This is a genomic window from Chloroflexus sp. (assembly GCF_034431535.1).
Classification (GTDB): domain Bacteria; phylum Chloroflexota; class Chloroflexia; order Chloroflexales; family Chloroflexaceae; genus Chloroflexus.
Genome location: NZ_DAOUDC010000035.1, coordinates 1 through 23092, shown reverse-complemented (window position 1 = coordinate 23092; position 23092 = coordinate 1). Strand labels below are relative to the sequence as shown.

Annotated in this window: 18 protein-coding genes and 2 rRNA genes; 9 read left to right on the top strand and 11 right to left on the bottom strand. The window is 60.0% G+C overall.

The features are described from left to right. The first annotated feature begins 10 nt into the window (after nt 1–10). The 8 genes from U9R61_RS09180 (at nt 11) to U9R61_RS09145 (ending at nt 7686) form a co-directional block, all read left to right on the top strand. The gene (locus U9R61_RS09180) at nt 11–1738 is read left to right on the top strand and encodes an asparagine synthetase B family protein (protein WP_322488512.1); all 1728 of its coding nucleotides are present in this window, start codon (nt 11–13) and stop codon (nt 1736–1738) included. A gap of 205 nt (nt 1739–1943) precedes the next feature. After that, nucleotides 1944–2252, top strand: coding sequence for a DUF3592 domain-containing protein (locus U9R61_RS09175; RefSeq protein WP_322488511.1), 309 nt, complete (start codon nt 1944–1946; stop codon nt 2250–2252). Between the two features lie 33 nt (nt 2253–2285). Next, complete coding sequence (locus U9R61_RS09170) at nt 2286–3470, top strand: GNAT family N-acetyltransferase (protein WP_322488510.1); 1185 nt, start codon at nt 2286–2288, stop codon at nt 3468–3470. Nucleotides 3471–3840: 370 nt separating this feature from the next. Next, nucleotides 3841–4206, top strand: a complete 366-nt coding sequence (locus U9R61_RS09165) for a hypothetical protein (RefSeq protein WP_322488509.1) — start codon at nt 3841–3843, stop codon at nt 4204–4206. 73 nt (nt 4207–4279) lie between these two features. After that, entirely contained in the window at nt 4280–4822 is a 543-nt protein-coding gene (locus U9R61_RS09160) for a copper chaperone PCu(A)C (RefSeq protein ID WP_322488508.1), read from the top strand. Between the two features lie 208 nt (nt 4823–5030). Further along, a complete protein-coding gene (locus tag U9R61_RS09155; protein WP_322488507.1) occupies nt 5031–5627 on the top strand; it encodes an SCO family protein in 597 nt (198 codons plus the stop codon). A 65-nt stretch (nt 5628–5692) separates the two neighbouring features. Further along, nucleotides 5693–6070, top strand: coding sequence for a hypothetical protein (locus tag U9R61_RS09150; protein ID WP_322488506.1), 378 nt, complete (start codon nt 5693–5695; stop codon nt 6068–6070). Between the two features lie 401 nt (nt 6071–6471). Further along, nucleotides 6472–7686, top strand: a complete 1215-nt coding sequence (locus tag U9R61_RS09145; protein WP_322488505.1) for an FAD-binding oxidoreductase — start codon at nt 6472–6474, stop codon at nt 7684–7686. Between the two features lie 57 nt (nt 7687–7743). On the opposite strand, the gene U9R61_RS09140 is transcribed toward U9R61_RS09145, so the two are convergent. From U9R61_RS09140 to U9R61_RS09100, 9 genes are all read right to left on the bottom strand, one after another. Beyond that, nucleotides 7744–9381 (bottom strand): amidohydrolase, encoded by a 1638-nt coding sequence (locus tag U9R61_RS09140; protein WP_322488504.1) that lies wholly within the window; start codon nt 9379–9381, stop codon nt 7744–7746. A gap of 235 nt (nt 9382–9616) precedes the next feature. Beyond that, nucleotides 9617–10516, bottom strand: a complete 900-nt coding sequence (locus tag U9R61_RS09135) for an ROK family protein (RefSeq protein ID WP_322488503.1) — start codon at nt 10514–10516, stop codon at nt 9617–9619. A gap of 52 nt (nt 10517–10568) precedes the next feature. Beyond that, entirely contained in the window at nt 10569–11867 is a 1299-nt protein-coding gene (gene lysA / locus U9R61_RS09130) for a diaminopimelate decarboxylase (RefSeq protein ID WP_322488502.1), read from the bottom strand. Then, nucleotides 11864–12502, bottom strand: a complete 639-nt coding sequence (locus U9R61_RS09125; protein ID WP_322488501.1) for an HDIG domain-containing metalloprotein — start codon at nt 12500–12502, stop codon at nt 11864–11866. The genes lysA and U9R61_RS09125 overlap by 4 nt, the downstream gene beginning before the upstream one ends. Before the next feature lie 280 nt (nt 12503–12782). Further along, complete coding sequence (locus U9R61_RS09120; protein ID WP_322488500.1) at nt 12783–15335, bottom strand: heavy metal translocating P-type ATPase; 2553 nt, start codon at nt 15333–15335, stop codon at nt 12783–12785. Nucleotides 15336–15412: 77 nt separating this feature from the next. Next, nucleotides 15413–15637 carry a heavy metal-associated domain-containing protein gene (locus U9R61_RS09115; protein ID WP_322488499.1) on the bottom strand — a complete coding sequence of 75 codons (225 nt, stop codon included), beginning with the start codon at nt 15635–15637 and terminating at the stop codon, nt 15413–15415. 16 nt (nt 15638–15653) lie between these two features. Then, the gene (locus U9R61_RS09110) at nt 15654–15929 is read right to left on the bottom strand and encodes a metal-sensitive transcriptional regulator (protein ID WP_322488498.1); all 276 of its coding nucleotides are present in this window, start codon (nt 15927–15929) and stop codon (nt 15654–15656) included. Nucleotides 15930–16433: 504 nt separating this feature from the next. Beyond that, nucleotides 16434–17258 carry an ABC transporter ATP-binding protein gene (locus tag U9R61_RS09105; protein ID WP_322488497.1) on the bottom strand — a complete coding sequence of 275 codons (825 nt, stop codon included), beginning with the start codon at nt 17256–17258 and terminating at the stop codon, nt 16434–16436. A gap of 36 nt (nt 17259–17294) precedes the next feature. Next, nucleotides 17295–18839, bottom strand: coding sequence for an aldehyde dehydrogenase family protein (locus U9R61_RS09100; RefSeq protein ID WP_322488496.1), 1545 nt, complete (start codon nt 18837–18839; stop codon nt 17295–17297). A 149-nt stretch (nt 18840–18988) separates the two neighbouring features. Between U9R61_RS09100 and U9R61_RS09095 the strand changes: the two genes are divergently transcribed. Continuing rightward, nucleotides 18989–22612, top strand: a complete 3624-nt coding sequence (locus U9R61_RS09095) for a CHAT domain-containing protein (protein ID WP_322488495.1) — start codon at nt 18989–18991, stop codon at nt 22610–22612. A gap of 55 nt (nt 22613–22667) precedes the next feature. Here U9R61_RS09095 and rrf read toward each other — a convergent pair. Together rrf and U9R61_RS09085 are read right to left on the bottom strand one after the other, a co-directional pair. Then, nucleotides 22668–22782: ribosomal RNA gene (rrf, locus tag U9R61_RS09090) — 5S ribosomal RNA — on the bottom strand. Between the two features lie 98 nt (nt 22783–22880). Next, nucleotides 22881–23092: ribosomal RNA gene (locus U9R61_RS09085) — 23S ribosomal RNA — on the bottom strand; the annotation flags it as partial.

The window sequence follows — 23092 nt, the reverse complement described above, 5'->3', positions numbered from 1 at the left end:
GGGCAATGCTATGAGTCGGTTCTTTGCCCTCATCAACGATCCTGAAGGCCAAACGACTGCGCACCGTTTTGCTGCTGTCGATTGCGAGCAGACTGATGATTGTCTGCTCGCCAGCATTCCCGATCAGCGGCCATGGCTATCTGCCGGGCCATACCGTTATCACCGGCTGGTTGGCGCCGGCGAAGTCACCCTGTTCAATCGCGCCGATTTACTGGCGTGGTTGGCCGAGCCATCTCGCGCCACGTTGAGTGATGGCGAACTGTTGCTGGCCTTGATCGATCGCGGCGGTCTTGCTGCACTGGCGCAGGTCGAAGGAATGTTTGCCTTCGCGGTGTGGGATGGCCGCCATCTAACCCTGATTCGCGATCCGGTTGGCGCGCGTACGCTGTTCTACACCCGCACGGGCACGGCTTGGGCCGCCGCTTCGACCTTGCATATCTTGCGCCGCTGGCCGGCGCTACAACCACGCCTCAACCTTACCGCCGTCGCGAGTTTTCTCACTTTTGCCTACCTCCCCGGTGCGGAGACGTTGCTCGCCGGCGTCTATGAACTCTTGCCCGGCCAGTACGTCCGCCTCGCCCCCGACGGTTCGTGGTCGAGCGGTTTCTACTGGACGCCACGCGAAGAAACTGCGCTTGCACCGGCTGCTCCTCATGCCCATCAGTTGCGGCAGAGGCTTGAACATGTGACACGCACAATGCTGCCGGCTGGCGAGCCGGTAGGAGTGTTGCTCTCTGGCGGCGTTGATTCGAGCTTGGTAACGGCGCTCGCCGCGCGTCTGCACGATGCGCCAGTCCAAACGTACAGCATCAGTTTCGGCGACGAGCTGCCCAATGAATTGGCCTATTCGGGACTGGTCGCCACTCACTGTCGCACCCGCCATCAGGTGCTCACGGTGAGCGGCCAGCAGATCGCCGATCATCTGCCTGAGACGGTGGCAGCACTGGATTGCCCGGTCGGCGATCCGCTCACCACACCGAACCTGCTGTTGGTACGCGCAGCGGCGGGTGACGGGTTGCGCATTATTTTGAACGGTGAAGGCGGTGATCCCTGTTTCGGCGGGCCAAAGAATCTGCCAATGCTGGCGATGGAGTGGCAACGGCCCGATCTCACGCCGCAGCAACGCGCGCAGATCTACCTGCGTTCGTACCGCAAATGCTACGACGAGTTGCCGCGCCTGCTGCATCCTGATGTGCAACAGGAGCTAGCCAGCACACCGCCGCTCACCGAGCGCGTGATCCACTACCTCCATGCCCCTACTATGTCATCGTACCTCAACCGGCTCTTGCTGACGAATGTGCGCACCAAAGGTGCCCACCACATCCTCACCAAAGTCGAGCGCATTACTGCTGCGTGCGGTCTCGAAGGGCGCGCGCCGCTGTTTAGCCGGGCCATTGTGGCGCAGAGTTTTACCATTCCACCCGAACTGAAACTAGCCGGCACCCGCGAAAAGTGGATTTTGAAGCAAGCCGTCGCCGATCTGTTGCCGCCGCAAATCATCGAACGACCCAAGAGCGGGATGCGCGTGCCGGTGCAACACTGGTTGCGCGGCCCCTTGCGTGAACTCGCCACCGACACCTTGCTCAGCCCGCGCGCCCGTTCCCGCAGCCTCTTCCAAACCAACACCATCCAAGCATGGATGGCCGGCAAGGGCATGGTCTGGCCGCGACAGGGCATCGCACTCTGGATGCTGGTCACGCTAGAGCTGTGGCTGCGCGCGTTTGTGGATGGAGCGTAACCACGCTCGGTTAGGACACTCATCGCTCTGTAGCCCCTCTTTCGTCGTGATCGTGATGGTGGCGTTTGGAACTTATCGAACGATCACTCATCCGGCGTCCGGCGGATCACCCGCGCAGACGATGCCAGCAACCGAAGTAGCGGTCGGGAGCGAAGCGCAACGCGCGGCGAGTAGCACATCAGCAGCATCGACGTCGGGCCGCTGAATGGCACTGGCGACCCTGCTTTGCTTCACGGTGCTTGCGTTAGCGATGCTCGTGGCATTATGGCGAATGCGCACTGCAATGCGTGCCGGTATGGCAGCCACCGAAGGAATTGTGGTTGGCGCCGCGCAATACCATGACGGCAAGAGCAACTTATTCTATCCAATGGTCGAATTTCAAACCGCGGCGGGCGAAACGATCCGATTTTGCGGCAACATCGGCACGACGTTTGTGCCGCCATACAAAGTTGGCGATCGGGTCAAGGTGTATTATAATCCAGCGCAACCGCGATCAGCGATCATTGATCGCTAAACGCTGCTGGCAAGCAACTTCATAAAGCTTATTATGCGCTTGATTGCCCGCTTCCTCAACCCCGCCGATCCAGCGTGGCACGGAACTATCGATCAGCTTTGGCAGCACCTTGGTGCGCCGCGCAATCCTGAGCTGCTGCCACCCCACTTTGTCAAGAGCACCTTCCCCCGCATGGGAGGAATGGTAGCAACTATTGATGTTCATCAACGGCTTGCAGGGGTTGGGTTGCTCTTCCCACGTGCTATTGCGGCTGACGGCACGCGCAGCTACACCCTGCGGCTCCACGAGTTCGATCAGCAATTAGACAACGACCTCCTCCGTGCCGCATTCCATCCCACACCGGTAATCATCTATCGACCTCGCGACAGGCAGACCTTTGCCCCTCTCGCCCCCCGCCCCGCCGGCATTTGGATCGGGCCGCCGCAAGCTGATGACTTGCCCGCAATCGCCGCCCTCTACCGGGAGGTGTGGAATAGCCAGCCCTACCCTACCGATCTCTTCAGCGCCGAGTTTGGCCCCGGCACTGCGCTCGCGGCGACGGTGGACGGACAACTGGCCGGATTTCTGCTCGGTTTCTTCCGCTTCGGCGGCGCACCAAACGCACCAGAAGCATTAGCGATCGAGTCGCAAGTGATGGCTGTCGATCCGGCGTACCGCGGTCACGGCCTCGCCACCCGCCTCAAACGTGAGCAAGCCCGCGATGCGCTAGCCCGCGGGTTGCACTGCATCCAATGGACGGTTGATCCGTTGCAGTTGCCCAATGCATTGCTCAATTTCAACCGGCTGCATGCTGTCGCCGGCACGTTTGTGCGGGGCTATTACCCTGTACACAACGCCTTGAATCTGGTAACAGCCTCGCGTTTTATCATCACGTGGCTACCGGCCAGCGCCCATGGCCGGCTCGGTTTAACTGACGGCGGCGAACGGCTGACGCTGGCCGATCTACCCGGCGTGGCCGTGCTCAACGATGGGCCACAACCATTGCCGGCGCCGGATGATCCGCCCGCTATCGCCATCGCGATCCCGCCTGACTGGACGGCGCTGCAGCGCCGTGATCTGGCGCTGGCGACCGCTTGGCGCGACGCGACCGACGCGCTCTTTGCCGCATGGATCGGGTGGGAAGCAGGAAAATATGTGATCTACACCGTTGCCCGTGATCCTGCCGGCAACCACTACCTGATCGGGCGTCCGGCGGGGCTATGGATGTGGGAAGAGTGACACCCGCCCCCACTCCCCTTATGTCATGGCGAGCCGCTGCTCCCTGCATGTCATGGCGAGCCGCGCGGAGGGACAGAGCGGTGCTCTGCCCCCGCACAGCGACGCAATCCCCACGAACACGGAAAACCGCTCCCAGCTTTAGGTTCCGGCACACCAGCGCTGACTCGTCGTTCCCGGCAAGGCAGCGTATCCGCCCCAGCGGGAGATTGCTTCGGGCCCTCCGCCTCCGCGCAACGACCACCACACCTGCCCCGCGCAATGACCACCGCACCCGCCCCGACCCACATCGGCCACAGATTCGCCGTCGCGCCATACCCCATATCGTAAAGAGATCTCTACTTCGGTTGCGCCAAGTTGTTGTATACTACTTATGATGATTGTGCAAATCGGCGCAAATACAGCGCCACCGTATCGCGCTGTCATACTGTGGATGCTGGCCTTCTTGATCGGGCCTTGGTCGGCGTTATCTTGCATTATCCACTGCCATTACCTGCCGCACACCGATGCGGCGGGAGTTGAGTTTTTCCTATGTGATGCACCCCACACGGCTGCTCAACACGATCTCCCGCCGCCACCGGTACGGTACGATTTGTGGCCGCTTGGATTGATGATCGTGATCGGCGGGCTGGTTGTTATCCAGCGCTTCGTCGCCAGCCGACCGGTAATGTGCTCTTCAGTGGTCCTGACTCCCGATCCGCCACCACCTCGTCGTATGCACTTCCAACCGGCATCGTAGGTTCGTTGCGCGTTTGTGCGCACAACGTGCGGTTGTTTGTGCAGAAGCGATGATTACTATGCGAGGTGATACTATGCGACGTCTCTTGGTACTGTTGGCATTGGCAATGATGGTGGTGGGGTTGGCTGGCTGTGGCGCGAGCCAGAGCGGGGTGCAGACTGGCGGTATTACGGTGCGCGATCCGTGGGTGCGGGCCGCGATGATGAATATGGCTGGCGATCAGTCGGGCGCGATGGGCAATATGCAGAGCACGCCGATGGCCGGGATGGGCGATAGCCACAGCCATGGTAGCGAGTATGGCAATATGGCCGTCAGCGCTGCCTATATGGTACTGGTAAATAATGGTGCCACCGATGCGATTGTGAAGGCCGAGAGCGATGTCGCCAAGTCGGTCGAACTGCACAACGTGATCATGGAAAACAACGTGATGCAGATGCGGCAAGTTGAAGCAATTGAGGTACCGGCTAACGGGCAGGTTGAGCTGAAGCCGGGCAGCTATCACGTGATGCTGATCGGTTTGAACCGCGATCTCAAGGAAGGCGAAGAGGTGCTGATCAAGCTCACCACCCGCAGCGGCCAAACGATTGAAGTCAAGGCGCCAGTGCGCAAGCCGTAATCTGCGCAGAGCGACGGCGCAATCGACCATCGCTACTCTGTGCTCTTCTCGTTCACAATCGGGCGGAGACGACCCAGTGGGTCGTCTCCATCATGCCTTAGTTAAAAGCGCCCGTGTCCTCATTCCTCGCTCCCTGCCTTGGGGAAGATCGGGGAGGAGAAGAAAGTATCTTATTCGTCCCTCTAACAACGGTTTGTAGGTGAAAGCTATGCAACGCTGGCCCTTACGTTTCATTGTGCTTATCGCGGCGCTGGCGCTCAGCGGCTGCGGCGCGTATGAATTTCGCGGCACCGTGCTCGAACCGCCCAACCCGGCGCCGGATCTCCCGTTGACCGACCAGTTTGGCAATGCGTTTCACCTGAGCAACTACCGTGGCAAGGTGGTACTAGCCTTCTTCGGCTTTACCCACTGCCCCGATATCTGCCCCACAGCCCTCGGCGATCTGAAGCGGGTTATGGAAAAGCTCGGTAAAGACGCCGAAAAAGTACAGGTCGTCTTCGTCTCGGTTGACCCTGAACGCGACACGCCTGATCTGATGCAACGGTATTTGGCTTCGTTCAACCCAACCTTCCTTGGCCTCAACGGTGATCGAGCTGCCTTGGAAAAGGCCTACAAAGACTACGGCGTAACTGTCATTCGCCGCGATCTGCCTAATTCAGGGTTGGGTTATACGATCGATCATTCGGGCTATATCTACGCGATTGATCAGGTCGGTAATTGGCGCTTGCTGTGGGCGCACGGCACACCGGTTGATGATATTGTGAGCGATGTGCAAGCCCTGCTGCGCAATCCACCCCGTTCGTAAGCGACCCACGCTAAGGTGCCGTTAGACAGCGCCTTGGCGTGTGCATCCGCTAAAAGTAATCATCTATGGTTAACCTCAACTTAAGCACCCGCGTGCGCATCAGCATTCTGCTGGCGACAATTGCGATCATCGCTGCCGCCGGCGCATTCCTTTGGCAATCCACTGCCAACCGGCAGCGGCAACTCGTGTACGAGATTCCTCCCGGCACAGCGGCCCGCCTTGCCGCTGGCGAAGAAGTGAATATTTTTCCCTCTACCATTGTGATCGATTTGCGCTATCATGATACGCTGATCATTCAAAATAACGATAGCGCCGAAGTCACGATCGGCCCCTTCCGCATCGTGCCCGGTCAGCGTTTTGTGCAGCGTTATTGGAATCCGGGTACTTACGAGCTGATCTGTTCGGTGCATCAGGGTGAGCAATTGCGGATCAAGGTGCGTTAGGCGCGTGAGACGAGCAGGTCACCAATATCTGGCCCAGATCCAACGGCTGCTCGATCATGATGGAATGCGGCAGGTTGACTGCCGCATTCCACATATATCCGCTCTCGGCGAGATTGCCGCACAAATCAATCGCATGGATGGCGTGCAGCAGTGAAACTATTGCATACCATGCATATCCGATTACGGCGAGGTTCCAGTGCGAAGCGCACGGATGCGGTGCGTGATGGAGTGCGGCCGGTTGGCTGCCGCACTCCAATATTGTTATGTCGCCGGCAACCACAGACGCACCCCCAATTGGGCGGTGGATCAGAGCGATTGCCACACTTCTTACGAGCACGGTACCATGCAATCTTCGTTAAAACGTGTATTGTAGAGAGCAATATTCACCTTGGAGAACGCCTATGCTCATCTCGCACTGGCATGCCACCCTCGATCGTCCGCCACTGCCGATCATCGATCCACCGGCGACCGCCGAAGTGGTGGTGGTTGGCGCAGGTGTCGTCGGTGCAGCGACCGCCCTCTGGCTCGCGCGAGCCGGTTTGCAGCCGCTGGTTATCGACCGGCAGGGGCCGGCAGCCGGCGCGACCGGCAATAACGGCGGCCTGCTCTCGGCTGGCTTGGCCGAAAACTATCTCGCGGCAACGGCCCGCCACGGACAAGTGACCGCGCGCGAGTTGTACGCCCTCAGCTTGGCTGGCCAACGCTTGTTGGTAGAGTTGATCGAGCAGGAACAGATCGATTGCGATCTGCGCCTGCACGGTAACTTGAACTTTGCGATTGGCGAGGCGCAATTATCAATCGCCGCCGCTACCGTGTCCGCGCTGCAAGCCGATGGCTTCCCGGTAGCCTTGCTCGATCGCGATGCTACCCAAGAGATGGTGGGCATCCCGCTCGGCGCCGCTGTCACCGGCGCCCGTCTCAACCCCGCCGCCGGTACGCTCCATTCCGCCAAGTTGGTGCATGGCCTGCTCGTCGCCGCCCATCGCTATGGCACGCGCTTCAGTTGGGGGATCACCGTGCAAGGCATTGCCAACGATGCTGGCCGGCTGCGCTTGCTCACCGATCGCGGTGCGATCAGCGTCGCCGCCGCGGTCATCGCCATCAATGCGTGGAGCGGTGAGGTGGTGCCTGAATTGGCACAACGGATCAAGCTGGTGCGCGGGCAGGCACTCTGTACGGCGCCGGTTGAGCCATTTATCGCCTGCGGTTTCGGCGCTAACCTGACCCCTACTGGCGAATATGGTCAGCAATTGCCCGGCGGGCAGGTGTTGTTCGGCGGCTGCCGCGCCGTCGCGCCCGATCACGATGTGGGTGCGCTCCCCGACGAAGTTAGCCTCGAAGTGCAGCATGCGATGGAGGCTAGCTTGGGCCGGCTCTTTCCCACTCTCGCCGGCATTGCGATTGAACGGCACTGGTCAGGGGCGATGGCGTTCACCGCTGATTATTTGCCTATTGTGGCTAATCCTGCCCCCGGCCTGTTTGCGATCGGCGGCTTCTCTGGTCACGGCATGCCATTTGCAGCGATTGTTGGCCGCCACCTTGCCGAGGCGGTGCAGACTGGTACACTGCCGGCGGCATTGGCGTTGTTGGGGATGGAGCGAGCGACGTTGTTGTAGTGGTGCTTGCGTGACATGTCTTGGAGTGCGGCAGTTTGACTGCCGCACTCCATACGTTCAGGAATCGTTCCGCTCATACACCGCCTGCCCACCCAGAATCGTCAGTTCGACTTGAATGTCCTTCATTTCTTCAGCAGGGCAGGTAAAGTAGTCGCGATCGAGCACCACCATATCGGCCAGCATACCGGGGGAGAGCGGCCCCTTCAGATGCTCTTCACGGGTTAGCCAAGCCCCAGCGACGGTGTAGGCATACAATGCCTCTTCCCGGCTGACCGCCTGATCAGGCGCGATCGGCGTGCCCTTCCAGCTCTTGCGCATCACCAGCGCGTAGAGACCGATGAAGGGGTTGAAATGCACCGTGCTCGGCACGTCGCTGGTCGCTACCACCCGGATGCCCCGGTCGAGGTAGGTGCGCATTGGTTTGTAGCGCGCCGCTAGCTCCGGACCGACATCGCGGAAGAGATCGTCGCCCTCGTAGTAGATAAAGGTGGGTTGGATGACAACCGCTAACCCATGCTGCGCCATGTGCTGCAAGCTCTCTTCGGTGGCGAAGTAGCCGTGGATCAGGTTATGGCGGTGCTCGCGCGGATGGTCCGCGATCACTTCGGCAAAAGCGCGGGCCGCTTCGTGATGCGCCCGGTCGCCAATCGCGTGAATACCGATGTCCCATCCTAGCGTATGACCACGGGTAAAAAACTCAACCAGCTCTTCGGGATCGAGCCGGTTGTAGTCATACACCCGATCTTCACCCAGAAATGGCTGAAACATCCACGCTGTATGCGAAGTCGTACCGCCATCAATCGCCATCTTCAGCGCACCAATTCGCAACCATTCATCACCCAACCCGCTGAGACCGCCCAACGCGGCCGCCCGCGCTTCGAGCTCGGCGCGCGTTTCACTTTCACGGAAGCCGTGCCACGAGACAAGCAAGTTGGCCCGCACCGGTAACCGGCCCGCCCGCCGCGCCGCTACATAGGCTTGGATCTCCCACGGTTGCAAGCCGGGGTCAAGGATGCTGGTGATGCCATAGGAAAGGTAGGCTCTGCCGGCAGTCTCAAGCGCCTCGACACACTCGGCCTGTGTTGGCGCTGGCAACAACCGCCGGCAGAGTTCCTTAGCGGCAGCGCGCAAAATCCCCGTTGGCGCGCCATCAGCCTCGCGCTCGATCTTACCTCCCGCCGGATCAGGCGTCGCCGCCGTCACCCCAGCCAGCGCTAGCGCTCGCGTATTCACCACATCCATGTTGAAAAATCGCTTGAGCAAGACCGGGTGGGCCGTGGTCGCTACATCGAGATCGTGACGGTTCGGCAGCCGGCCCTCGCGAAAGAGCGATTCATTCCAGCCCTCGCCAACGATCCACTGGCCGGCAGGCGTATGCGCCGCCACTGCCCGCACTCGCTCGACCATCTCAGCGATCGACGTGCAATCGTCAAGCCCGATCCGGCGCAGCTTCAAGCCCATCTCAAGCATGTGGTTGTGCGCGTCGTTAATGCCGGGGATCACCGTCCGCCCGCCGAGGTCGATCCGGCGCGTCGCCGGCCCGGCCAGCGCCAAAACATCAGCGTCATCTCCTACCGCGACAATCCGGCCATCTTTGCAGGCAATCGCGCTGCACCGCGGCAACGCCGGGTTGAGCGTATAGATCGTCGCGTTGTGCAGAATCAGGTCAGGGGCAAGATCACGGGCGAGCAGCATAGGGTACTCCTCATTTCTATCATCGCTAAGCTGAGTTCCGCTTCTGCAAGACCTTGCCACCATTTAGCGGCTGTCCCCATCCCGCCGTGAGGTGGAGAGGTGCGCTCCAGCGTTCCGTGCCAACCGCGGCCTTCCCGTTGATACGGCAGATGTGTCGCCTCTCGCTCTTCTCCTAGCAGGGGAGACGATCAAGACAATATGTTTGTGCCATTTGGGTCTTTTTGTGGCTATTCCCCTAATATCCCTCCGCCGCCGCCATCGCCAGCGCAATCGCCCCCAGCACACCGGCGCGCGCGCCTAACCCCGGCGGCACGATCAACTCTGCGGGGTTGTCGAGAATGCGCGGATGCTGCAAATAGCCATTTAGCCAACGCTGCGTCGCCTTCCGCACCAGCGGGAACATCTGGGGCTGGCTCATCACACCGCCGCCGATGATGATCCGCTCTGGCGAGAGCATGCAGAGCAAGGTCGCCATCGCCTGCCCCAAATAGTCAGCTTCGAGTTCCCACGCCGGATGATCGGGCGGCAACTGCTCTGCCGGCGTTTGCCACCGCGCTTTCATCGCCGGGCCGCACGCCAATCCTTCTAGACAATCGCCGTGATAGGGGCAGATGCCGGGAAACGGATCGCGGGCCGGGTCACGCACAGGGTGGATGTGGCCCATTTCGGGATGGATGAGGCCATGCACCAATCTCCCTCCCACCATTGCCCCACCGCCGATGCCGGTACCCACCGTGATGTACACCGCCACGTCGCAATCGCGCGCCGCGCCCCACCGCCATTCACCCAACAGGGCCACATTCACGTCGGTATCAAACCCAACCGGACGGCCCAACGCCTGCGTGAGCGCCCCAACCACATCGGTGTTAGACCAACCCGGCTTGGGGGTGGTGGTGATAAATCCATAGCTCGGTGAAGCACGGTTGAGATCGACCGGCCCGAACGAACCTACCCCAATTGCCGCCAATTGCGCTGGCTGATGGGCGCGAAAGAACGCAATCGCCTGCCCCAACGTCTCGGTGGGTGTCGTGGTCGGAAAAAGGATCTCGGCCCGAATATCGTCCGGCCCCGTCCCAATCGCACACACCCACTTCGTCCCGCCCGCCTCGATCCCGCCGTAGAGCCGTTCCGCCATCACCACACCTCACACCGATAACACGGCGTCCCACGACCGCAGCCAAGCACCATCACAACATCATATCGCGCGCCAGCACATCCTCCTCGGTCTCGCGGCGCTGGATCAGGCGGGCTTGGCCATCGCTGACCAACACCACTGCCGGGCGCGGCACAAGATTGTAGTTGCTGGCCATGCTAAGCGTATAGGCTCCCGCCGTCGCTACTGCTACCAGATCGCCCGGCTGCGCTGGCGGCAAGGCAATCTCTGGCAAGAGCACATCACCCGATTCACAATAGCGTCCGCCAACAGCGACTGGCTCGCTGGCCGGCTCGCCAGCGCGATTCGCCAGCACTGCACTGTAGCGCGCGCCGTACAACGCTGGCCGGATATTATCCCCCATACCGCCGTCAATATGCAGCCAGCGCCGGCCTTTGCGCCCCACCACTCGGTACAGCGCTACCCCAGCTCGTGCCACAATCGAACGGCCCGGTTCGACCGTCAGCCGGGGCAGCAGCAAATCGTAACGCGCACAAGCCGCTTGCAGCGCCGCACTCACCACCTGCGCATAGCGAGCAATATCGGTCAGCGGCTGCTCGGCAGTGTAAGGTACCCCCAACCCGCCACCGGGACTCAATTCAACCGGCGTCACCCCAAACTGCTCGCACAGGCGGGCAGCTTGAGCAGCCAAAACGTCAATGGTGGCCACGATTTGATCGAGCGCAAACAGTTGCGAACCGATATGCGCGTGCAACCCTAGCCAGCGCAAACCCGGCGCAGCCAGCGTTTGCGCCACAGCCTCATCGAGCGCTGCTAGCGGCAAGCCAAACTTCGCTGCTTCACCGCCGGTCGCAATGTGCGCATGGGTATCGGCCTCGATCGCCGGCGCGATCCGCAGCAACACCCCTTGCGGCTCGGCGAGCTGGACAGTTATGGCGCGCAGACGGGCCAACTCGTCGAGGTTATCCACCACAATCGCCCCCACCTGCCACGCCACCGCCCGCTCAAGCTCGGTGTCACTTTTGGCGTTGCCGTGCAGATGGACGTGCGCCATCGGCACCCCGGCCCGCCGCGCTACCAACAACTCAGTCGCTGAGACGACATCAAGGCCTAACTCCTCTTGGGCCACGATCTGGGCCAACGCCGTATTGAGCAGCGCCTTGCCAGCGTAATGCACCCGCGCTGGACCAGGATAAGCGTCGGCAAACGACTGCCGGTAGGCGCGCATCGCCCCCCTTAGCGTTGCCTCATCAAGCAGATAGAGCGGGGTGCCAAACTGTTCGGCCAGCGCCACCGCATCGCACCCGCCCACGAAAAGTCTGCCGCCGGCAACGGCAGCCGTTGCTGGCCAGACGTGCGGCGCGAGGATCATTGATTGATCCCCGCTAGACCGAGGCGCGGTGCCGCAGCACGCAGCGCGGCGATCACCTCGTCGATCAGCGCGTCGAGATCCATACCAATCACCTCGGCCCCATGCACAATCCCTTCACGGCTGACTTTGGCGGCAAATGCCTTATCCTTCATCTTCTTGCGCACCGACGACACCTCAACGCTATGGATGCTTTTGTCGGGCCGCACCAGCGCCACTGCGGTCACAAACCCGCTCAACTCATCAACAGCGTAGAGGGTGCGCTCAAGCGGCGTTTCGGGCAGAATGCCGCTGTAATCGGCGTGGCTGAGAATCGCGCGCAAGATCTCTGGCGACCACCCCGTCGAGCGTAGATACGCCACACCGTAAAACGGATGGCCGGGCAACTCGGCAGGCACCTCATCACCGCGGATCAAAGCTTCCGCAATAGCCGTCGTCGCCAGCCCGGCTTCTGGCATGTGCGGGTAACGCTCAAAATCGAGATCGTGCAACAGACCCACCGCCGTCCACAGATCAACATCAGCGCCCTGCTTGGCAGCAAAGTGGCTCATACACGCCGCCACCGCCTCGCAATGCTTGCGCAGACTATCAGCAGCAATCCATTCATGCATGATTTGGCGAGCAGTATCGGTGAGCATCGCGGCTCCTTTAGGCATCAATTGGGAACTATTGGCGTATCAAGGATATGATACCACGATTGTAGGATGAGAGCGTATCGGTGCAATATGTCATTACACGACCCGCTCCCCGATTGTTATTGCGAGCCGCGCAGGGGCAGAGCATCGCTCTGCCCCTGCGCGGCGAAACAATCTCTCGCGAGCACGAGTGCTATGCTTGAGCAGGTTGGTTGCACTGAAGCGGGAGATTGCTTCGGGCGCATTGCGCCCTCGCAATGACAATAGGAAAGGCTACACCATCCTACCCCAACCGTATCCCTCGCAACCGCAATGAATTGCTCACCACAAACACCGACGAAAAGGCCATCGCTGCCGCCGCTAAGACCGGGCTTAACTGCCAGCCGGTCAGCGGGGAGAAGATACCGGTCGCTACCGGAATTAAGATCACGTTGTAGGCAAAGGCCCAGAACAGATTCCAGCGAATGGTCCGCACCGTTGCCCGGCTCAGCGCAATTGCCTGCGCGACCCCGCGCGGATCGCTGCGCATCAGCGTAATGTCGGCGGTCTCCATTGCCACATCGGTACCGCTGCCCATTGCGATGCCGACATCGGCCTGCGCCAGCGCTGGCGCATCGTTGATGCCATCGCCGACCATCGCCACTCGCCGCGGCTTGTCGCCGGCTGCGCTCTGCTGCAAGCGCGCCACAATTGCCGCCTTCTCATGCGGTTTGACCTCGGCATAGACCGCGTTGGCCGGAATGCCGACTGCTGCCGCAATTGCCGCGGCTGTGCGCTGGTTGTCGCCGGTTAGTAACGCCACGTCCAAACCACTCCGGCGCAGCTCGGCCACGGCTGCAGCAGCAGTTGGCCTGACGGTATCGGCTAGCGCGATCACGCCGCCCGCCTCGCCGTCAGCCGCCACCACGATCACCGTCTTGCCGCTGGCTTGCAACTGATCGACCGTCACTGCCAACCCTGTCACATCCACCCTACGCTCGGCCAGCCATGCCGGTGTGCCGATCAGTACCGTTTGCCCGTTTACTTCGGCCTCGACGCCGGCCCCGCTCACTGCCTGAAACCGAGTGGAACGTCCGTTCGGCAATCCGCGCGCCTGCGCCGCCTGTACGATCGCCATCCCCAGCGGATGCTCACTGCGGCTTTCCGCCGCCGCCGCTAGTTGCAACAGCGCCAGATCAGCCGGCTCCTCAGCCGCGCCGGCTTGCGCCAACGCCGACTGTGCCACGGCCACCATATCGGTCACTTCAGGCCGACCATGGGTGATAGTGCCGGTCTTATCGAACACCACCGTCTGCAAACTCGCCGCCCGCTCCAACGCCTCGGCATTACGGATCAGGATGCCGTGCGTTGCACCGGCGCCGGTGCCGACCATAATCGCCGTCGGCGTCGCCAAGCCGAGCGCGCATGGGCAAGCGATGACCAGCACGGCCACCGCGAAGATCATTGCCTGCGTGAGGCCAGCCCCGGCCCACAGCCAACCGGCAAAGGTCAGTAGGGCGATCACAATCACGATCGGCACAAACACGGCTGAAATCCGATCGACCAGTGCCTGCACCGGCGCTTTCGAGCCTTGCGCCTCTTGCACCAACCGCACAATCTGGGCCAGTGCCGAGTCTTTACCGATCCGGGTTGCCCGCATCTGAAAGCTGCCGCTACGGTTGATCGTCGCGCCAAAGACGGTATCGCCGGCTCGTTTCTCGACCGGCAGACTCTCGCCGGTCAGCATGCTCTCGTCAACCGTTGATTCGCCGGTGACGATGACGCCATCGACCGGGATCTTTTCCCCCGGACGCACGATCACCATTTCACCGGCCCGCACCTCGTTCAGCGGTACATCAACCTCTTGGCCGCCGCGCAGCACGCGCGCCGTCTTCGGTTGCAAACCGATCAGCGCCTTAATCGCCGCGCTGGTCTGGCTCTTCGCCCGCGCCTCAAGGTACTTGCCGACCAGAATTAAGGTGATGATCACCGCCGCCGTCTCGAAATAGACGTGGCCGGGAGCGCCGCTGAGCAAAAGGACGAGGCTATAGAAGTAAGCCGCCGACGAACCAAGCGCGATCAGGGTGTCCATTGTCGCTGTGCGCATGCGCAGCGCTCGCCATGCGTAGCGGTAGAAGTCACGGCCCGAATAGAATTGCACCGGCGTTGCAAGGACCAAGAACAGCCAGTTGAGCAGATCGTCGCGAGCGGCGATCATGTGCATCATCTCAGCCATTGACGAGCCGGCCATGGTCGCCGCCATCGCTGCCCCTTCGCCGATCAGCCACGGCGCGACCAGACCAACATCGCGCGCCATTGAGAGTACAAACAGCGGCAAGCTAAAGACCACGCCGACCACCAGCCGGCGCCGGCGCAGCGCCATCTCGTGCGCCCGTGCCCGCGCCTCAACATCCTCCGTCTCGGTAGTGGTTGCCGCCGGCGTAATCACGCCATAGCCGGCCTGCTCAACTGCTTTGACCAGCTCGACTCGATCGACCATTCCCGGCGCGTAGCGCACCAACGCCTGCTCACTGGCCAGATTGACTTCAGCGCTTAGCACTCCCGGCGTTTTGCGCAATGCTTTCTCGACCCGCGCCGAACAGCTCGCGCAAGTCATGCCGGTGATCGCCAGCGTGATCTCATCGGTGACCACGCCGTAACCGGCATCCTCGATCGCGGCCTGCAACGCCGCCGGCTGCGCCTGCGTCGGATCGAACCGCACCAGCGCATGTTCGCTGGCCAAATTGACTTCGGCGCTCAGTACTCCCGGCGTCTTGCGCAATGCTTTCTCGACCCGCGCCGAACAGCTCGCGCAGGTCATACCGGTGACAGGCAGGATGATTTCACGTTCGGCCATGGCGATTACCTTGGGTGAATGTGGGTTTCATTCATTGAGGTGGAGCCGCACCACCGCGCGGCTCTACGGGATGACGCCTAACACGCAATGCCTAACGGCGTCACATCGTCGTAACCGGCCTCTTTGATCGCCATCACGATCTCGGTAATATCAACCTCATCATCATGCACGACAGTGACAATCTTGCTGGTCAAATCGACCTCAACCTGCGACACACCGTCTAGCGCGCCGACCTCTTTGCGCACTGCCTGCACACAATGCTGGCACGACACCCCCGGAACGCGGAACTGCTCAGTTACCATCGGTTCGCCTCCCTTACTAACGATGCGTACTCTCAAAGACCTGCAACAGCTCGGTGAGCACTCGCTCGCGTTCGCTGATATCTTCGCTCCTAATCGCAGTCGTAACACAACTGCGTAAATGGTTGGCGAGGATGACGGCATCAAGCTTGGCGAGCGCCTGTTGGATCGCGCGCGTCTGATTGAGCAGATCGATGCAATATGCATCCTCCTCAACCATGCGTTGCACGCCACGAATGTGGCCCTCAATCGTCTTTAGGCGGTTGAGGATCTGATGCTTGTGCTCGTGATCCATCGGCTCACCTCCTTCCGGTTTGGCATACCCCCTCCCCCGGGGGAGGGGGTGGCACAGGCAGTATAGCATACTCGATTGTCATTAGGCAAGCAATCTTTGCGCTATTTACTATGACCGGATCAACGCTATCTCATGCCGCCCCAAAATCGCGTCCCACTCCCGCCGGGCGGGAGTGGGACGGAAAGAATGTTTGATCGCGCACAACCATTGATCGCTGTGCGATGCCTCAACGCTTGGCGCTGTACTCCCCGCTCCCGCGCCAGTGAGAGCGGGAGCGGGGGTGAGGACATCCGCGCAGAATAGCCCCAAAGATACCCAAACGAGGCAAAACATCGTAGATTTTTGTGCCTTTTTGTGTCTTTTCGTGGCTATTCAGCCCGCGCAGCGGGCTTCGTAACGATCGCCCGGCCCTTCCGGGCCGGGTTCCACATCAGAGGTTCTGTCCACCCTTGAACGTCAGTGGGAGAGGGGCTAGGGGTGGGGGCAGTACCAAGCGACGATTGATCAACCATCGTTCCGCAACACCGCCCGCACCGCGGCCACCAGCCGGTGCAGATGCTCGTCGTCGCGCAATTCGGCCTGGCGCGGACGCGGCAGATCGATCGGCACTTCCGCCAGCACCTGCGCCGGTCGCCGGCTAAGCACCACCACCCGATCAGCCAGTAATACCGCCTCAGCAAGGTTGTGCGTCACCAGCAGCACTGCCGGCGCCGGCTCGATCGTCGACAGCAGATCGAGTAGCTCGCCCTGCAACTGCTCGCGGGTGAGTTCATCAAGCGCGCTAAACGGCTCATCAAGCAGCAGCACCGGCGGTGCCAGCGCCAAAGCCCGCGCCAGCGCCACCCGTTGCTGCATGCCGCCCGACAACTGCCGCGGCAAGCGGCTTGCCGCGTCACTTAAGCCCATCCGGGCCAATAGCTCTGCTACCCGCTGGGTACGCCTTGCCCGCGGCCAACCGGCCAACTCGAGCGGCAGGGCCACATTCGCTGCCGCGTCGCGCCACTCGAGCAAAGCCGCAGCCTGAAACGCGATCCCAAACCGATGTTCGCGCCGCGCTTGCGCTGGTGATAGGCCAAACAGTCGCACCTCACCGGTATTAGGCTGCTCAAGCCCGGCAATGATCCGCAACAGGGTGCTCTTGCCACACCCACTTGGCCCAACCAGCGCCACAACCTCGCCAGCCGCCACCGTCACATCAACGCCGGCCAGCGCCTGCACCGCACCGGTGCGCATTGCATAGCGCTTGGTCACTGCCCGGACATCGATCGCATAAGGGGCCGGAAAGCCATCGTGCAGCGCGATGCTCGTCTCATCAACGGTAATGACCATATCCTGTCTATAGTGCCCTTGCATCCGCTCGGTGCATCATCGCTGCTCCGGCAACAGCGTATAGTCAGGGAAATTCCCGTACAACCGCTCACCCGGCGCGCCAACCGTCACCGAATCAACCAGATACTTTCCGCCGACAAAACACCCCTTCCACGACGCACCCATCCCGCCAAACACCTCGTCACGATCGCCACGCGAGCGCATTTTGTTGATGCCAACCTTGAATGTACGCAGCTCGCTCGCGATCATCTGGCCCAATTTCGGATCGTCGGTCGCAATTGACGAAACCAGATTGCCATTCGAGATGTTCATCTCGCTAATGAGTTCATCAACACTGTCGACAATCACGATCGTATCAACCGGGCCAAACGGCTCGTTGTGGTGTAACCGGCAGTTGCGCGGCACGTTCAGCAATGCAATCGGCGCCATATAGGCCGAAATATCTTGGTCAGGCAGGAAGAGCGCCGGATTCAGCTCGCCCTCGTACACACAAATCGCCCCAGCGCCGAGCGCCTCGCTGTAGAGCACGCGCAGCTCTTCCACTTTTTTCGCATTGATCAAGGGGCCAAAATCAAGCTTGGGTAACGGATCGCCGGGTCGATCCACCAAGACGGGATTACCGATCTGAAGGCTCTTCAGCACCGGCAAATACACATCGAGAAACTTGGGGAAGAGTCGCCGCTGCACGACATAGCGGATATAGGCGGTACAACGCTGTTTCCCGTACGCAAACCCCTTCTTGATCTGTTGCGCGAGATTCGTCCAATCTGAGAAATCCCAGATCCCGTAGCAGTTGACGCCTTCCATCTCGAGCATATAACGCTTGTTGCGGTCATAGAGCGAAGCGGCAATATCACGCCCATTCGTCTTGCCGCCAACAAACGCTAAACAGGCCACATCAGCGTTGCGCACGAGCGCATCGCTCAGCGCACCGCCTGATCCGCTCACCAACGAGACCGGCAACCCTGCACGCCGCGCGATGGCAAATCCGAGCGTTAATGCAAACAACCCACCATCCGAAGGCGTCTTGGCGATGACCGCATTGCCGGCAAGCACCTGCACCAGCACTGCATGCATCAACACCGAATAAGGATAGTTCCACGAAGCAATGTTTGAGATCAGACCGAGCGGACGGCGACCGTTCATCATCCATTCGATCTGCTCGATGTACCACTCCACCCCGCTAATACAGCGATCAACATCATCGCATGCCAAATGGTAGGGCTTGCCAATTTCCCACAGGAGCAAGTAGGCGATCAGATCACGTTGCTGACGCAAACCGGCCAACGCTTCGCTCACCCGCCGGCGCCGCTCATCGAGATCAACCTGCGACCATGCTTCGTGTTCGCGGGCCGCAAACCGCACGGCTCGCTTGGCCGTCTCGAGATCGATCATTGGCATCAGCCCTAATTCACTGCCGTCGATCGCCGTGCTATAGTGCTTGCCATGCCCCGGCCACCCCCACGTCCCTTCGATCAAATTGAGCACGTGACCATCGGCATTGAACGCTTCCGGCGCTGCCGCTCGCAATTGCGCCATCAAACGCGGCCACTCGCACTCTGGTGCAATGATCTTGCTCATGCTGCTCCTCTTCCGACACTGTGATATTTCACACAATCACAGTATAACATGCCTTGCCCGTATCGTAAGACGCTCGTTCCATACCCCTTTCTATCCCTCTTAATGCTACACTATAGTGCAATCTGCACCAACTCCACGGAGCAAAACGTATGGAGCGCCGCACGAACATGCTTGTCCGGCCACAACGACAAAATCGCCGGCCCGATACTCCTAGCAGTTACATCATCGAGCTTGAATTTGGCGATGGCCGCCGGCTGGTGTCAACCGAAGAGGTGGCTTTTGACCTCGCTCCGCCGGAAACGGCCGATCCGGACGCAATCAGCCGATACGGGCAAGAATTGTTTCGCCGGCTCTTTCCGGGTCGGTTAAGCCATGCCTTTCACGTTGCCCGGCAAACCGCGCTGCAACAACAAGAACCGCTCCGCCTCCGGCTTGCGCTTGACCCGCTCGATGGCGAACTCCAAGCGATCCCGTGGGAACTGCTCCATCTGCCTGCCTCCGACAACCAGAGCCGGCCTCTGCCTTTTTCCACCAGCGATCATATCCTCTTTTCGCGCTACGTTGACAGCGAGCAATTTCCGCTTAGCGACCCGATTGAACATCGCCCGATCCGCATGCTCTTGGCTCTCAGCGAACCGAGTGATCTTGAACGGTGGGGCCTATCTCCATTTGACCGCAAAGCTACCGAGCAAGATTTTCGCCAGCGTTTCCGCCCATTTACCGATAACGGCCAACTCAGCTTTGAGATACTGCCCATCGCCGAAGAGACAGCTTTGCGAGCTGCGCTTGAGCGTGGTTCCTTGCTCAACGAACGCGAACGCGGCTTTGATGTCGTCCTGTATCTAGGACACGCACTCTTTCTGCCCCAACACGGCACCCGCCTTTTGCTCGAGCACGGGCCGCAACAACGTGGCCGGCTGTTTGATGGGAGCGAACTAGCACGCGTGTTGATCTCATTGCCGGCTTCGCACAAACCAGCATTGATCGTACTAGTAGCGTGCAACAGCGCCACCGTTGATCTCCAAGCGCCCCTCAGCAATCTGGCTATTCGTCTCATAGCCGAAAGCGGCATTCCAGCCGTGCTCGCAATGCAACGCTTAGTGGCCATTGAGCTTGCACGCGCTTTTACCCAGCACCTCACCGAGATGCTGCTACGCAATGGCCTTATTGATCTGGCGGTTGCCACTGCCCGCCGGCGTATCTATCGGCCAGATACGGTTGGCTGGAGTACCCCGGCTCTGTACACCCGCCTCAGTAGCGGTCGCCTGTTCCAACCGAGCATTCTGCTCAGCTATATCGAATGGGTCTTGCAACAAGATGAGATCAAACGCTGGGCCAGTAATGAATACATTGATGTAGGTTGCCTAGAGATACCCTTCGACCAACATTGGCAATTTCTCTATCGCCGGCCAGAAAACGCCCCTCAGCCTAGATCAACGCGCGATACATTAGTAAAGCTGATTACTAGCCACACAAGTGATTCACCCCAGTTCATCGCTCTTACTGGTTCGCATCAGTCCGGCCAAACGACAATTCTCCGCCGGGTTTGTTATGATCTTGCTCGTAACGCGCTCTTCGACACCAATGCCCCAGTTGGCGTGCTCATTTCACTCGCCGGCTACGAACAAGCGCGCGGCGAGCCGCGCCTCCACCATCACATCGTCGAACAGGTACGCCGCCAGCACCCAGCGTTTGCCGACACCCTCGATCGCCTATTTCGCGGCTCATCCGGCGGCGATACCCAACGCCCACGCCTTGCGTTCCTGCTTGATGATCTTGAGCAAGTTGCCGAATCACACTGGAAAGATCTCATCCGTGATCTGAACACCTTCCGCGCTCGCCTGCCTGATCAAGTGTTTGTCGTCGCAGCACCCCAAACCTTCGCGCCGCTGACATTTGAACATCAAGCGCAGCTTCTGGCAATTCAACCCCTCGATGAACCTACCATCGTCGCCTACATTCGCCAACGTGATCGCCGGCGCGCACGCGCACTCCTCGAGCAAATGCGTGATAATCACCTCTATCACCTAGCCAGCGACCCGCGCATGCTGCTGTTGATCGTTGATCGTCTCTCTGACACCCATCAGCGTCCAATCACCTATTACCACATCATCGATGAATTTCTCACCCAAGAACTTCGTGATCTCGATCAGCGGTACCAGATGGGTGATGTCGCCCGTGAAAGCCTCTACCAGATCGCGTGGCACATGCGCTGGAATGTGACCGACTATCTCTCAATCGGCGAATTGTTCACAATCCTCGCTACAGCGCGGCACAATCGCGACTACAGTCTCGAAGATCTGTTTCGCCAATTAAGCAATACCCAGATCATTACCATTGCCGGCCAGCGCGATATTCGCTTTACCAATCAGGCTGTCGCTGCCTACTGTGCAGCGCAAGCGCTCTACCGTGCCCCTGATCACTCACAACGATTAGCCGACATTGTCGCATTGTGCGCTGATGTTGAACGTCAACGTTGGTGGGAGGATGTCCTCGATGCACTAGCCAGTCTGCTCGATAAGCCCGATGAATTGCTCAGTTGCATCGCCAGCTCTCTCCGCAACGGCAACCACCGCCTTGCGATGCTCGCTGCCCGCTGTCTCGAGGCATTGCCTGATGAAAAACTCCAGTTAGTGCCGCTCACATTGCGTAATGAATTGATCGACAATTGTCTCATTCATCTCGATGAACAACGAGAGCCGAGTGCGGAGCGGCGTGAATTGCTCGTCAGCGCCCTTGGCAAAATCGACCATCTCCAAGTTCGCCAGCAATTGCGCCGGATACTCGTTGACAAAGTGCGCCAAACGAGCAGCGGCCCGCGCTATGAATACACCAATGTGCGTATTGCGGCTTCCCGCGCCCTCCGCGATCTCTATTTGCTCGACTTTCGCCGCCAGCGTAATCCCGCTCAAGCCAAAGAAGCATTTGATCGGACAACCATTCCGCTCAAAAAACTCCGCGATGACCGCCCGCTCATCGAACTGATGCATCACTGGCTACAAGGTGAAGGGGGGAGGCATGAGCTGCGCCGCTGTCTGATGACATCGCCACTTCCGCACGAACGGGCCATTGCCGCCTTTGCACTGGCAGACGTCAGCACATCACCGGCGCAGCAATCGTGTGATGCGCGCTTCCTGCTACGAATCATTACACGTCCCACCGATACTGCCAGCACAAAAATCAGTGACGACTGGATCGACACGATGTGGTCAGCAGCCGATGCGCTCACGTTGTTTGATGCAGAATATGTTGTACCATTAATTTCCGCACTGATCCGCTACAAACGCAGTATGCCCAACCCAGCCGCTCAACAACTAGCGTATCTTGTTGGTCGCCTGCGTATCAACCAACCGTTTATCATCGAATGGCTCATCAAACTGTTGATCACGAATCCAAGCCAGAATGTCAAAGCGCGCGCCTTGCAATCACTTGCGTGGATGGGAAGAGAAGTGACACATCGTACGATCGCTATTGCCAGTAGCCAGATTGCCAGTAGCCAGAGCAATGACACAATGACGATTAAACAGTTTATTGAAGAGATTGCCCTCTGGCGGCAACCATTGCCGCACTTTATCGCTGGAGACTTTAGGCTCGACACACCGGTGAATGCCCCAGAGCCTATTTATCTGCGTCGCAAAGCAATAGAGGCACTGGCATGGATTGGTGATCGGCAGACACTACGTGAATTAGATACTGAATGCCAATATTGGCCGCTTGAACTGCGCACCCAGTGGTATATCGCGCGCGACAGCATTCAACGACGGATCAGTTGAAGTAAACACGAAAACCGCCCGCAACTAGTGATAGTTGCGGGCGGTTTTCATCGGCAGGGTGCGTGGACCTAGGTTCCCAGCGGAGAGCCGCCAGTAGGATCGGCGCTGCGACGTTTCACGACCCGGTTCGGGATGGGACGGGGTGGGTCCGCCGCGCTCCTCACACACCCATGGCTGAATGAACGACTGCCGTCGTCCCTTCACCCCTCACGCGATTGCCGGCGCTGGCGTTGTCTCACCATCATCTGGCCCCCGCCTTCGCCACGACGGAGGGAAGCCCTCGTCCCTGCGCACCGGTCGCCTCTACGGGTCGCCCCGCCTCCAGCTCCGGCCGCTTACCCCGGTCATCTCCCGGGGGACTTACCAGCCTGACGCTGCGAGAGCACTCATCTTGCGGCGTGTTTCCCACTTAGATGCTTTCAGCGGTTCTCACTCCCGGACATAGCTACGGAGCTTGCAGGCCGCCCCACAACTCCTCCA

What these genes read in the sequence shown, in the direction of transcription:
- U9R61_RS09180 (WP_322488512.1), top strand. Translation starts at nt 11, where the DNA reads ATGAGTCGGTTCTTTGCCCTCATCAACGATCCTGAAGGCCAAACGACT.
- U9R61_RS09175 (WP_322488511.1), top strand. Translation starts at nt 1,944, where the DNA reads ATGGCACTGGCGACCCTGCTTTGCTTCACGGTGCTTGCGTTAGCGATG.
- U9R61_RS09170 (WP_322488510.1), top strand. Translation starts at nt 2,286, where the DNA reads ATGCGCTTGATTGCCCGCTTCCTCAACCCCGCCGATCCAGCGTGGCAC.
- U9R61_RS09165 (WP_322488509.1), top strand. Translation starts at nt 3,841, where the DNA reads ATGATGATTGTGCAAATCGGCGCAAATACAGCGCCACCGTATCGCGCT.
- U9R61_RS09160 (WP_322488508.1), top strand. Translation starts at nt 4,280, where the DNA reads ATGCGACGTCTCTTGGTACTGTTGGCATTGGCAATGATGGTGGTGGGG.
- U9R61_RS09155 (WP_322488507.1), top strand. Translation starts at nt 5,031, where the DNA reads ATGCAACGCTGGCCCTTACGTTTCATTGTGCTTATCGCGGCGCTGGCG.
- U9R61_RS09150 (WP_322488506.1), top strand. Translation starts at nt 5,693, where the DNA reads ATGGTTAACCTCAACTTAAGCACCCGCGTGCGCATCAGCATTCTGCTG.
- U9R61_RS09145 (WP_322488505.1), top strand. Translation starts at nt 6,472, where the DNA reads ATGCTCATCTCGCACTGGCATGCCACCCTCGATCGTCCGCCACTGCCG.
- U9R61_RS09140 (WP_322488504.1), bottom strand. Translation starts at nt 9,381, where the DNA reads ATGCTGCTCGCCCGTGATCTTGCCCCTGACCTGATTCTGCACAACGCG.
- U9R61_RS09135 (WP_322488503.1), bottom strand. Translation starts at nt 10,516, where the DNA reads ATGGCGGAACGGCTCTACGGCGGGATCGAGGCGGGCGGGACGAAGTGG.
- lysA (WP_322488502.1), bottom strand. Translation starts at nt 11,867, where the DNA reads ATGATCCTCGCGCCGCACGTCTGGCCAGCAACGGCTGCCGTTGCCGGC.
- U9R61_RS09125 (WP_322488501.1), bottom strand. Translation starts at nt 12,502, where the DNA reads ATGCTCACCGATACTGCTCGCCAAATCATGCATGAATGGATTGCTGCT.
- U9R61_RS09120 (WP_322488500.1), bottom strand. Translation starts at nt 15,335, where the DNA reads ATGGCCGAACGTGAAATCATCCTGCCTGTCACCGGTATGACCTGCGCG.
- U9R61_RS09115 (WP_322488499.1), bottom strand. Translation starts at nt 15,637, where the DNA reads ATGGTAACTGAGCAGTTCCGCGTTCCGGGGGTGTCGTGCCAGCATTGT.
- U9R61_RS09110 (WP_322488498.1), bottom strand. Translation starts at nt 15,929, where the DNA reads ATGGATCACGAGCACAAGCATCAGATCCTCAACCGCCTAAAGACGATT.
- U9R61_RS09105 (WP_322488497.1), bottom strand. Translation starts at nt 17,258, where the DNA reads ATGGTCATTACCGTTGATGAGACGAGCATCGCGCTGCACGATGGCTTT.
- U9R61_RS09100 (WP_322488496.1), bottom strand. Translation starts at nt 18,839, where the DNA reads ATGAGCAAGATCATTGCACCAGAGTGCGAGTGGCCGCGTTTGATGGCG.
- U9R61_RS09095 (WP_322488495.1), top strand. Translation starts at nt 18,989, where the DNA reads ATGGAGCGCCGCACGAACATGCTTGTCCGGCCACAACGACAAAATCGC.